This is a genomic window from Candidatus Uhrbacteria bacterium CG10_big_fil_rev_8_21_14_0_10_50_16, from assembly GCA_002774875.1.
Lineage (GTDB): Bacteria > Patescibacteriota > Patescibacteriia > UBA9934 > UBA11717 > UBA11717.
Genome location: PCYM01000001.1, coordinates 227,336 through 238,532 on the forward strand (window position 1 = coordinate 227,336; position 11,197 = coordinate 238,532).

Consider the following 11,197-nt stretch of genomic DNA (forward strand, 5'->3'; position numbering starts at 1 on the left):
TTATTGGTTGAAGACATAATGGGTCCGATGTTTGTTTCTTAAAGCCTTGTAGCTTATTCTCTTGGTGCGGACAAAAACAACATCCCAATCAAGGAGATATTGGAACCTCATCAAACCTTTATTCCCGCGGACAAAGGATTAGCGAAGTTCATCCAACACACTGTAAAAGACAAGCCTGCAAAGAGCGAACGTGTGAGCCGTGTCACCAGGGACAGGTTCGACGACAATCCCACATCTTGTGCTCCAATGTGGATTCTACCACAAGATACGGTGTCCCATCCCTCCATTATAGTGTCGCACAACGCTACGTTTGGGGATAACCTTTTTTCCCTTCCAACACGCGCCCAATCTTAGCACGTTTTGACTCAAGATGCTCACCACTTAAAGCGGCATTGAGAGGTTGATGGAGGCGGCAAGCTCTACCTCCGGCGCCACAGAAAAGGCAATCTCATGCACCTGCCCCATCCGGTCCTCAAACAACACATGCCCATGCTCGCGTGCAAATTCATAAATCTCTTTCGTGACACGGACATCTTGCAAACAATAGTCGGCGAGTTCCTGAATTTTTCCTTCCTTCCAAAACTCTACTGCCTGTAATCCGTGACCAGACTTTCCCATACCAAGCGTGGACTTTGCCACGTCATCTAACTTGACGCGATAGCCGAGCGTCTGGTGAATTTTTTCCAACAGGTCGAGTTGTGGAATTTGATTCAAATCACCCGCGTAGTAATTATTCATAACCGGGTTATCGAACCCTTTTTGGTTGTAGCCGATAATACGATCCGCTTGCTCAAGCCGCGGCCAAAGTTTTGGCAGGTCCGGCTCCAAAAAATATTCGTAACTGTCTGTTTCAAAAAAATACACCCCAACGAGCGATATGCGGAGCTTGTCATGATGCCATCCGCCAACGTCTTCAAAGGTGTTTTGAGTTTCAATATCGAGAACAATTTCTTTGGACATAGATAAAAGAGGAGGTCGAGCTAGGACACGATTATAACATATTGATTTTATCTCTAATCTGAGAGAACCCTTGACAAAATCTGCAAAGACAGGTTGAATGGACATGCGTCAAATTCCACGACGCAAGGAGCCGACATGCGCAGCGCCAATACCGTGGAGACTGGGGAAGAACGAGACTGGAGGAAGAACGAGGAGGAGGGCCGGAAGCTCGCTGGGTGGGTCGACGTCCGCCTGCGCAACGGAAGGGTCCAGCACGAGGTCGTACAGGATCTCATCGACACCGGAGTTGGCCGCGAGGTCGCCGGATGGGCTCTCGCCATCGCCATCAGGAACAACGGAGGCAAGCCGCCCGAGGTTCTGCCGCACGTGACCGCCTGACGGTCCTGAACACGAACGAAGCCCGCCCGGGACACTACTTGGGCGGGCTTCCTGTTTTTACCATTCGTACAACCGAGCCGTAGCACGACCGACCGGTTGTTCTTTTTTTATCGTCGCCCCACCGGAAAGCGTAAAGTCGTGAGAGAGGACTTTGACATGCGTGTATCGGTCTCTAAGTCGCTGTTCGATTTTCTGCATGGCTTTTGGAAGAAGGTACAGAACCACCACATCCGTATCCGGCAGATCAACCTTAAAGATGTTCCCTCGAATAATCGTAACCATATCCGATACACCGTTGCGATACGCGCGCCATCGTGCCAACCACACCAATACGGGATTGAGTTCGATGCCTATACACACGGCGCCATATTCGCGCGCCGCAACCAGCAACATACTCGCATCTCCACACCCCAGATCCACGACACGATCACCTGGTTTAATCCCGCCAAGACCACACATCGCGCGCGTGATCGCCTTATTTGTTGGGACCCACGGCGCGCCCGAGAAAATCGTCAACGTCACCGCCACCATAAACACCGAAAAAATGCACAAACAAATCAACACAATCAACAAAATAATCGTTGCTAGTTCCATATTACACAACCTCTGCCATCGTCGCCGCACCTGCGACCGCTTCTGAATACGTTGGATAGGCGTGTATCATTTCCGCCAGATCATCCATGCGCGCCTTCAGATGAATCGCAAGCGCCACTTCATGAATCAGCTCCCCGGCTCGCTCGCTTACTATGTGGCCGCCAAGCAGTTTGCGCGTTTTTGGATCCGCAACAAGCTTTACAAATCCCTTTGTGTTGCCATCAATATAGGCACGACCAAGACCTCGCATATAAAATGTTCCCACCAGCACGGTGCCGTATTTTTCTCGCACTTCTGCCTCCGTCATTCCCACACTCGCCACCTCTGGGTCTACAAACGTCACCCGCGGCACCACGCGTTCGTCCACCTGTCGTGGAGTTTTAGCAAACGCATTCGCACCTGCAAGTGACCCTTCATAGTGTGCCGTGTGCGTAAACAACATCCCACCGTCCACATCCCCCGCCGCCCAGATGTTTTGCGCGCTCGTTACGAGCTCTGAGTTAGTGAGAACATTTCCCCGCGCATCCAATTGCACACCCGCAGCCTGACAACCAAGGCCTGCGGTATTTGCCTTCTTACCCGTTGCCAACACAAGCACTTGTGATTTGATTATTTTCATCTCCTTTCCCACGCGCACTTTTGTCTGTGTCCCTTTTTCTGCTTTCTCGACACGAATCACCTCCGCGTTTAATTCAACATGGATATTCAAAACGGCAAATTGATTTGCAACAAGCTCTGAGATTTCTGGTTCTTCTCGATTTAACAGCGCGCCCGCATGTTGAATAATCGTGACCCGCGTGCCAAAACTCGCATAAATCAATGCCAACTCGCACCCAACAGGCCCGCCCCCGATAATGGTCATAGACTCGGGCAGCGCATCAAACGTCACCGCCTCTTTAAATCCAATCCACGCCACCTGATCAATCCCCGGGATCTCGGGAACAAACGTGGAGGATCCAGTCGCGATTACAAACTTGTCCGACGTCACCTGCTTGTCATCGATCTGTACCGTATGCGCGTCCAAAAATGTTGCAAACCCATGTAACACATCTATGCCAAGTTTATCGGCGATTTTTTCGATACGCGATCCACCGAGGGCACCAACAATCTGACCACGCCGCTTCATAATCTCCACAAAATCTGCCGTCACATCCTTGCTCGTCACGCCATACATCTGCGTCTGCAATAAATCTCTGTAGACTTTGGCGCTTTTTAAGAGAGCTTTCGTTGGCACGCACGCCCAGTTTGGACACTCACCTCCAAGACGATCCGCCTCCACAATGCCAATCTTACGACCCTGCCCTTTTGCTGCATGCGCCGCGGAGAATCCTGCAGAACCGGATCCAATCACTAATAAGTCGTAGTCGTATTTCATAGATGGGTTGAGATGTCTGTCACAAATAATCGTTCATCAACCACGTTGATGATTCTTTTTCCACTCGTTGAGAATGTCGGTGGTTCCATGCCCCAAGAACCGAAGGAAGTCGTGCTCAATGGCATTCTTTTCTGCAATCATACCGTAGACCATGGCACTCGTGCGAGGTGTTCGCTTCATGGTCGTGCGATCAACCTCGATAAGTCCAAACGTAGGCGCAAATCCTTTTGCCCATTCAAAGTTATCCAACAAAGACCAGTGAAAGTACCCGCGCACGTCGGCACCTTCCTGTACGGCGTAGTACAGCTGCATCAAAAATCCCACAATCACCCGGATACGCTTGTCGTCGTTGGTCGTCGCTAACCCATTCTCCGTAATATAGATCGGTTTTTTGTAACTCGCCATGTCCATACAGACATCAAATATTCCATGGGGAAATAATTCCCAGCCAATGTCAGACGATTCAAACTGCGCACTTTGTGAATTCTCCACCGGCCCTTTACGCTTTAAAAAATCCCACGCACTTTTGAGTCTAAAGTGAAAATAATAGTTGAGCCCCAAAAAGTCGTGCGTGCGCATGCCACTGACATAGTAGAACACGTGATTCATGCCGCGATCGATCGCCGCTGCTGCCACATGATCCACAAAACTATGCTTGCGGTAAATGGTCATGGAGGAGACATTGTTGGCAATCCCGACCTGTGTTGTTCTATTGCGTGCACGCGCCCACGCATGAATCAGTTTGTACGCTGCTCTGTGACACCGTGTCTGCCACCACACCACCTTGGCCGCCTTGTAATAGCTCCGTCGTTGCGGAGGCCACTCCAAAAAAACATACCCCTGCAGCACATAGACCATCGGCTCGTTGATTGTGCACCATAGGTCGACAAACTCCCCGAGCTCCTCACACACCTTTTCTACAAATCGTGTGTAGTATTTAACCACTTTATGTGTCTCCCAACCTCCCTCGTCCATCAACCATTGCGGGTTGGTAAAGTGATGCAACGTCAACATAATTTGCAAACCCTGGTTTTTGGCCTCTGAAAGCAGATCACGATAGTGCGCAAACGCCTCCCCGTCCCATGTTCCCTCGCTCGGCTCCAAACGTGACCATTCCACACTCATCCGATAGGCGTTGTTGTGCAGATGATCTTTTGCAAGCGCAAAATCTTCCTTGTAGTGATTCCAATGATCCACCGCACTCCCAGACGTTGTACCGTCGGCAATGTGTCCGCCTTCTTGCTCCCACTTCCACCAGTCGGCGTTTTTATTTCCGCCTTCAATTTGATACGAGCTCGTTCCCGTGCCCCACAAAAACCCCTCCGGGAATTGACGGGGTTCGTAATGGAGATCCTTTGTGCGCTCACTCATGAGTCCCATACTACCAGCGAATTGTACGTGCAGCCTCCCACAACTCAGGGTGCCCCACTTGTCTTAATGCCAACCACCATTCCACACCCCAGACCATCACCTCGTCCATTCCAACCTGATTTGCATAGTCGACATTTTTCCGTAAATCGTCCGCAGAAAAAATATCAACTTGTTCTTGAGGCGAGTACGTTTGAATGGACCGCTCAAACCACGGCTCCATCTGAAGTTCTGATATCACCACATGCGCCGGGCGCACAAGCCATGCCTTGGCTCGGTACATCCACGGAGGAATTGGGTATGTCGTGTAACCAATCCCCTTTGTAAACGTCGTACGATACACGGACACGCCAATTGTATCAGACAGCTTGGCCACGCGATTCCACAGTTCCAACTCACCGCTTGCCGTAAGCTGCACCGGATGGCTTGGATCAATACGACGCACCAACGCAACCTCGTCTGATAACGTTGCAAGCGTTTCCCCGTCCCCACACTCCCCGAAGGCTCTAAAAAATGGTTCGTTTTCCACTTGCCAACGCAAGAGCGATGAACTGTTTTTGTAGCGTGTCACGGTCTGCTCAACAAATGTCAATTGTGCATGTATTTGATCCTCGGTCGACAACGCATTAATCCATGCGGGCACAAAGCACTCGGGCCATCGCGGAACACGGCGACCGACCACCAACACAACATCTGCCCCATGTTCTTCGGCAAGTTGCATAAGCGCGTCCATCTCACTCCAATCATAGCTGTTCTGTTGTGCCTCAACGCGATCCCAATACACAGGGATACGAAGCAGAGAAATACCAAGATCCTCCATAGATTCCCGCAGTCCATCCACCGGGTCCACGCCAATATATTCCGCGTACTGTGCCGACCACGTGGCGCCGTAGCGAATCTTATCTGTCTCAACACGTCGAGGAAGCACAAACGGTCCGCCAGCAAGAACAAGGATCAACGCAACGCCGATCCCGAGAATGATTCTTGTGAACCGTTTTTTTGTGTTTGTGTGCATTCCTCCAGTCAAGATAACCTACTATTCAATTTCTTCTTTTTGGGCCTTCACAAACGCGATCCACCCTTCCACAAGCTCAATAGCAAGTTTGATTGGTGCCTCGGCAACGTAATCCAAGAAAAAGGCAAACACATTCAACTTACTTGCACGCAACGTCATCCAACGGCCGGCGCGAGTAATCGGCAACAGAAAGAAATCAAACAGTGTTCCAAACACACTTCCTTGCCGTTCCACAACCAATAATTCCAATGTGCTCTGACGAATCCGCAATCCAAAGAACGTCACCAACGAGAAGAAGAGTAAGAACAACATCACGGACACCACATTAAAGGAGAGGACCACTGCCAAGAACCAGGCAAGGAATCCGTAACTCACCACGTAGGTCAACAAGTACAGCGTCGTAAAGAACCGTCCAAGTGCACCCTGCGTCCAGGGCTTGCGAATCTTAAACACCACGCCCAATGCTTGATCTTTTCCACTCAACACCGCCTTTACAAACGTGAGCAGTTGCGCCGTGTTGCGCTTTGCAGGAATGGTAAGCGTTGTGCCAATGAGCGCCAAGAAAAACGGATGGAATAGGATATTGATCGCTAACGATGTCTGGTTGATGTGCTGCAGCGCAAAGAATTCATACGGAACCTCAATAATCAACGCCAACAACATTTTTGTAATAAACAAGAACAGCACGGCACGAGCCACCGTACGCGTGCGGCGTTTCTTAAATCGATCGTAACGCGCGTAGGCTACATTGCGGACGGCCGTCGCAAGACGATCATCGTCCCGTGCCACTTCTGCAAAGTCTTTATGTTTCTCAATGAGGTCATGCAAGGTCCAAAACACAAACGTAAACCGCCGCATGTAGCGGAACAGTTGATCGGCTAATGGATGCTGAATCTGTCCATCAATTGCCTTCATGATTTTAGGCAACTTGTGGGCGACGTCGTCAATTTCCGCCTGCGTGGCTTTTCCCCAATGCGGGAAGTACAACAACATAACTCGGTAGCGGAGCGATCCAAGATTAGACTTCAATAACGAACGGTGGATTGCGATATAAATGAGCAAATCCTTTTGCTTATCATCGATCTTCCCAGCCTCCCACACCAACTCGCGCCTGACGCGATCAAACATAAAGTTTGCCAGCGCCTCATTCCCCTTTGGTGGGTGTAACAAATATTCAATTTCTGTAGAGATGACGTCAAACAGCCACTCCTCCATGTCGTTTTGCTCGTCACTGTTCTGTGGAATGACGGCAAATAGGCGATCGTATTTTTGAATCACCTTTTCCACCGTGTCGATCATCTCAATCGGCACCTGCTTGTTGGGAAGATACTTGGCCCAAATCAACTCACGCAACACCAATTCTCCGCGTGAGATGCCGTGTTGATCGATTCCCTGAATCCGACGTTGCAAAATACGACGAATCGCATTACGTCGCACCAAATGTTCTTCCTCGTACTCCACCGCGCGCCGTACCTTCTCGTAGGCAGATCCGGCCGTGCGACTTGTTTTACTCACCGTTATTTTTTCTCCATCTTCCGGCCACTCCTGCGTGGAGTGAATCGCCGATATGAGGTGCTTTACATGTTCCATAGTGAGGATAGTATAACATGGCGAGCAAAAGACTGCGGATATCTCCGTCTCCTTTCGTTCCCTCTTATTATTGGTTGTATACAAAAAGGCATGTCTCCATGCCCTTTGTTCAGTTGTTTGTAAATCGTGTGTGGAGGGCAATCGCTACAGCGTGACCCACATTCAGTGATTCAAGTGCCTCCTTGTGGCTAATCGACACCGACGTTCCCTCAACCGGTAGTTGTAATCCGTTCCCTTCACTTCCCACCACCAAGACAATCTCCTTTTGCTCGTTGAGGCCGTTTAACGACGTTCCGCCTTTTTCTAATCGATACACCGGTCGTCCAAGCTGCTCGATCACCGTGAGTGCTTCTGGCCGTGACACAACCACCCAAGGGACCTGGAACAAGGCACCGACAGACGATCGCACCACCTTTGGATTGGTGACATCCACGGAATCAATCAACAGCACAGCACCGTCAAATCCCAAGCAAAGTCGCAAAATCGCTCCCACATTCCCAGGATCTTGTACGCCATCTAGTACAAGGATCGTTGAAGCGTTTTTAACGTCCTCCAAACTCCACTCGGGGATTCGCGCCATCGCGGCATGATCTTGAGGAGTATCGGTCGTCACCAACCCATCAAACTCCAACACGTCACCTCGTGTAAAACGCGTGACCACGGCGTCTCCCGCTAGGGCGATCACCTTTTCCCCCTCCACTAAACAGAGACCGTGTTTTGCACGTCCTTTTTTGGTCTGCAGCGACCGAACAATTTTTTCTTGGGCATTGCTTAGCATAGTGGGAGGACCTAACCACATATCCTGCGATCCGTCAACCGGGGATCTCTGTGGACAACTAGCCGTCCTTACGGAATTTAACGGAAAATGAGGGGACCCAGCGTTGATCGGCTTTATCCACAACCTCCACCTGTTCCTTGGCGAGGTACATGTTAAGCGACAAATCTGAGAGGAGTTCTTGCAAACTCATGATCTCCAGCTTGAGATCGTCCAAGCGTTGTGCATCTTTGAGCGCGTGCGATTTAACTTCGTTCTCAATGCTCTTCTTTTTTTCACGAAGAATCTTCATTTCTTCTGTGACTTTATTGTATTCCGCGTTATGTGAGAGCTCATCCTTAATGGTTTTGCTCAAATCGCGGCGTTCCATTTTTACGTCTAAAAGGTCGTTATAGGTTTCTTGTAATCGAGACATACAAAAGGGTTATGTGCGCGCCATTGTATCACAATGTTCTTCTTGCACGGTTGACAGTCTCACAAAAAATAGGTACAACCTCTGTACTGATCAAAGATATCAGTGGAGAACAGGTATGGAAGATGGTAAGGATTTCTATTTTGAGAGCGTGATCATTCACGTGGGAGACAAGACGGTGGAGCTGGAGCATGTGCACAGCACCAACAGGCGGTTGCAACGGCTCATGGAGCAGGGTTACGACATAGCCGCATCGCTCGAGTTCACGGTGGACCCGAATAATCAGGTGGCGACCCAGCTGGGTCTACTGCAGTACCTGCCTGACCCGCGGCAGACGGAGGTCGCGGAACCCGAGGTGGGCACTCAACCCGTCGACCTCGCCAACACCGGATTCACGCAAGAACAAGTGAACCTCCTCAACACCCCGGTTAGTGAGCTCCCCCAGATCTTCGTCGTCCAAGAAATTGTGAGCCTGGCTAGTCGCCATCTGACGCGTCTTCACCACGTAGTGGTGGGCGGTGGACCGAGGTCCCTGAGCCTTTCTGAGGCGACAGAGACCAGATATCAGAACTTGCTCAACGCGCACGGCCTGAAGATCTATTCGCCACTTTCGAGCATTGAGGACCTCCTCCTCGTCTAGCAGCCCCTACAACAAGAGCCCGCACCACTGGTGTCGGGCTCAAACATTTTTCAACCGTTCCTCTGTTTAACGTGCGCGATAGGGGTAGGCTTTTCTAAAATCATCCTCGGTTCCCTCTACCCCATCCTTCCCCGCGGAAACCAATTGAATCATGGTTGCATCCGTCTCGGGTGTCACAAGGTGAATGGACTGCGTAAACGTATCCGTGGTTGGATACGCGTCCCCCGTGAGCGTCTGCCACTCCACAAAACGCTGCGTCAGGCTCACCGAAGCATCCGTATCGTACTCGTGTTCAAAGACCCACGTCATAAACCCATCGGCCACTTGATCAAACACCGTCTGCGTCAGCGACCCATCGATTCCCACAAACGCGCTGTCCTGCGTGGTATCCACCGTTTTATTACTCACCAAACCACCCGACACGCACCCCGCGCCCAGCACGAGTGTAAGCATACCAAGCATCCCTATCTGCAACAGAGGTTTATTCACCATAAAGTAATTGAGCGGCGGCAGGCGCCATTTGATAATTAGAATGAGCTACACCTGGGACCACCTGAAACGTCCAGTTAAACAACAACCCATTATCCATTGCAAATTGTCTCGCAGCGTTATAAAAGTTTGTCGCACGTTCAACGCGTTGAGATCCCTGTAACTTGGCGGCAGCTGATTTTGATAAGTTTTCCGCATTTGGGTCCGTGTCCTCCGATCCAACAATGACTTGCATTGGGACGGAAAACGATTGTGCCAAACGATCGTGATCAAAAAACGCTTCTCCAAATCCCGCAGGATAGGTCTGACCATAGTCTGGCCACAGATACCAACCCGAGCTCGCTGCAATCACGCGTCTGACCTTTGCGTAAGGCTTGGCAAAAATAGCACGATGAACGAGTTGTCCACCACCAGAAAACCCAAATAAATCATAGAGTTGCTCCGTACTGTTCGATGTGGCAATAACCTGATCGAAAATCGCATCAAACATCGTTGCATACCAATAATTCTCTGGGAGAGCCATACGGCTGCTCGTATAAATGTTTCCGTAAGGGTATTGATACCCCGAGGTATACACATCGGCTGGGAAATGAGGAAGCAATAACACAAAACCGTATTGTTCAGCATAGGGGACCCAACTAGACCTATACCCCTCAACAGCTCGACTTGCCCCATGAATAACAAACAAGATCGGAGCATCCTGTGGTAATCCCGCAGGGCGATACGTGTAAACGGTCATTGGAATTGTAGGATTTATTGAAGGGTCCTGAAAAACAAATGAGCCGTATCCTTCTGGAATCAAAGAAGAAATGAGCGATATCTCTCCTTGTTCAAGCGGGATCTGCTCGCCGGCAACGGGCGCATGATCCACAACAGGCGCAAATAATTGTGCTGCATCTACAACCTCATCAACATGTCCCGTCATTACCTGTCCAATAGCCCGTGTAGGTGTAATAGTATCCGTCCAAATTCTCAAATCCGAACGCAAAGCATTTGCCGTGATCGCCGCTGCCGTCAACAAATGTTTCTCCCCATTCCACACCATCCACGGATCACCACCGTTTGTGTAGACCAATCCGTTATACCCTTGGGATACATTCTCCGTAGTAATTGCCTCACCTACGTGGTAATTCAAAAAAAACGTGTCAGGGACATCTCGTACGCGCGATTGCCACTGGTACGTGCCCGAAAGTTGTTGCGCCACCTGCTCACTCTCAATCCATCGAATCTCGCCACCCTGCCCAACCGCATATACTTTTGGCAATGATTGAATTTTAATCCAGTACGTTCCGGGTCGATAAACAATATTCGCTCTTAATGGCAATGCAGCCATCTGAGATTGAGAGATAATGGTAACAGCAGAAAAATCTTGATACCAAGAGAAAAATACTTGTTCGTCTGGGAACGCGTGCCGGTTTCCCTGTGTATCAACGTAGTACACAGCGGATGCCTGCTCCGTTTTAACAAGCGATTGTGGAGCAATAGCCAAACTTGCATGCACAAATAGAGAGGAAGCTAGCATTAATCCAAAACTCAATAAGCCCAGTGAGACGCAACGCTGCATAGTTTATCGTTTGCCCACATGATATCATGGCATAGAC

12 protein-coding genes are annotated in these 11,197 nt (G+C 50.0%); 2 read left to right on the forward strand and 10 right to left on the reverse strand.

Features of this window, described 5'->3' with window-relative positions:
- Positions 1–381: 381 nt before the first annotated feature.
- Complete coding sequence (locus COV06_01220) at positions 382–1,065, reverse strand: helicase (GenBank protein ID PIR48002.1); 684 nt, start codon at positions 1,063–1,065, stop codon at positions 382–384.
- Between the two features lie 30 nt (positions 1,066–1,095).
- Here COV06_01220 and COV06_01225 point away from each other — a divergent pair, with 30 nt between their 5' ends.
- Positions 1,096–1,338: a hypothetical protein gene (locus COV06_01225; GenBank protein PIR48003.1), complete on the forward strand. Its 243-nt coding sequence runs from the start codon at positions 1,096–1,098 to the stop codon at positions 1,336–1,338.
- 57 nt (positions 1,339–1,395) lie between these two features.
- Here the strand turns inward: COV06_01225 and COV06_01230 are convergent, their stop codons facing one another.
- From COV06_01230 to COV06_01260, 7 genes are all read right to left on the reverse strand, one after another.
- Complete coding sequence (locus COV06_01230; protein ID PIR48004.1) at positions 1,396–1,932, reverse strand: hypothetical protein; 537 nt, start codon at positions 1,930–1,932, stop codon at positions 1,396–1,398.
- Between the two features lies 1 nt (position 1,933).
- Entirely contained in the window at positions 1,934–3,307 is a 1,374-nt protein-coding gene (locus COV06_01235; GenBank protein ID PIR48005.1) for a hypothetical protein, read from the reverse strand.
- A gap of 36 nt (positions 3,308–3,343) precedes the next feature.
- Positions 3,344–4,687 carry a beta-glucosidase gene (locus COV06_01240; GenBank protein PIR48006.1) on the reverse strand — a complete coding sequence of 448 codons (1,344 nt, stop codon included), beginning with the start codon at positions 4,685–4,687 and terminating at the stop codon, positions 3,344–3,346.
- A 1-nt stretch (position 4,688) separates the two neighbouring features.
- A complete protein-coding gene (locus tag COV06_01245; GenBank protein ID PIR48007.1) occupies positions 4,689–5,690 on the reverse strand; it encodes a hypothetical protein in 1,002 nt (333 codons plus the stop codon).
- Positions 5,691–5,711: 21 nt separating this feature from the next.
- Positions 5,712–7,280 carry a hypothetical protein gene (locus COV06_01250; protein PIR48008.1) on the reverse strand — a complete coding sequence of 523 codons (1,569 nt, stop codon included), beginning with the start codon at positions 7,278–7,280 and terminating at the stop codon, positions 5,712–5,714.
- Between the two features lie 109 nt (positions 7,281–7,389).
- Complete coding sequence (locus COV06_01255; GenBank protein PIR48009.1) at positions 7,390–8,079, reverse strand: hypothetical protein; 690 nt, start codon at positions 8,077–8,079, stop codon at positions 7,390–7,392.
- Between the two features lie 37 nt (positions 8,080–8,116).
- Complete coding sequence (locus COV06_01260; protein PIR48010.1) at positions 8,117–8,470, reverse strand: hypothetical protein; 354 nt, start codon at positions 8,468–8,470, stop codon at positions 8,117–8,119.
- 115 nt (positions 8,471–8,585) lie between these two features.
- Here COV06_01260 and COV06_01265 point away from each other — a divergent pair, with 115 nt between their 5' ends.
- Entirely contained in the window at positions 8,586–9,107 is a 522-nt protein-coding gene (locus COV06_01265) for a hypothetical protein (GenBank protein PIR48011.1), read from the forward strand.
- A gap of 66 nt (positions 9,108–9,173) precedes the next feature.
- On the opposite strand, the gene COV06_01270 is transcribed toward COV06_01265, so the two are convergent.
- Together COV06_01270 and COV06_01275 are read right to left on the reverse strand one after the other, a co-directional pair.
- Positions 9,174–9,560, reverse strand: coding sequence for a hypothetical protein (locus COV06_01270; GenBank protein PIR48012.1), 387 nt, complete (start codon positions 9,558–9,560; stop codon positions 9,174–9,176).
- 28 nt (positions 9,561–9,588) lie between these two features.
- Positions 9,589–11,160: a hypothetical protein gene (locus tag COV06_01275; GenBank protein PIR48013.1), complete on the reverse strand. Its 1,572-nt coding sequence runs from the start codon at positions 11,158–11,160 to the stop codon at positions 9,589–9,591.
- Positions 11,161–11,197: the final 37 nt, after the last annotated feature.

Bases quoted from the DNA above. Each gene is read 5' to 3' on its own strand.
- COV06_01220 (PIR48002.1), bottom strand. From the start codon at position 1,065: ATGTCCATTCAACCTGTCTTTGCAGATTTTGTCAAGGGTTCTCTCAGA.
- COV06_01225 (PIR48003.1), top strand. From the start codon at position 1,096: ATGCGCAGCGCCAATACCGTGGAGACTGGGGAAGAACGAGACTGGAGG.
- COV06_01230 (PIR48004.1), bottom strand. From the start codon at position 1,932: ATGGAACTAGCAACGATTATTTTGTTGATTGTGTTGATTTGTTTGTGC.
- COV06_01235 (PIR48005.1), bottom strand. From the start codon at position 3,307: ATGAAATACGACTACGACTTATTAGTGATTGGATCCGGTTCTGCAGGA.
- COV06_01240 (PIR48006.1), bottom strand. From the start codon at position 4,687: ATGGGACTCATGAGTGAGCGCACAAAGGATCTCCATTACGAACCCCGT.
- COV06_01245 (PIR48007.1), bottom strand. From the start codon at position 5,690: ATGCACACAAACACAAAAAAACGGTTCACAAGAATCATTCTCGGGATC.
- COV06_01250 (PIR48008.1), bottom strand. From the start codon at position 7,280: ATGGAACATGTAAAGCACCTCATATCGGCGATTCACTCCACGCAGGAG.
- COV06_01255 (PIR48009.1), bottom strand. From the start codon at position 8,079: ATGTGGTTAGGTCCTCCCACTATGCTAAGCAATGCCCAAGAAAAAATT.
- COV06_01260 (PIR48010.1), bottom strand. From the start codon at position 8,470: ATGTCTCGATTACAAGAAACCTATAACGACCTTTTAGACGTAAAAATG.
- COV06_01265 (PIR48011.1), top strand. From the start codon at position 8,586: ATGGAAGATGGTAAGGATTTCTATTTTGAGAGCGTGATCATTCACGTG.
- COV06_01270 (PIR48012.1), bottom strand. From the start codon at position 9,560: ATGCTTACACTCGTGCTGGGCGCGGGGTGCGTGTCGGGTGGTTTGGTG.
- COV06_01275 (PIR48013.1), bottom strand. From the start codon at position 11,160: ATGCAGCGTTGCGTCTCACTGGGCTTATTGAGTTTTGGATTAATGCTA.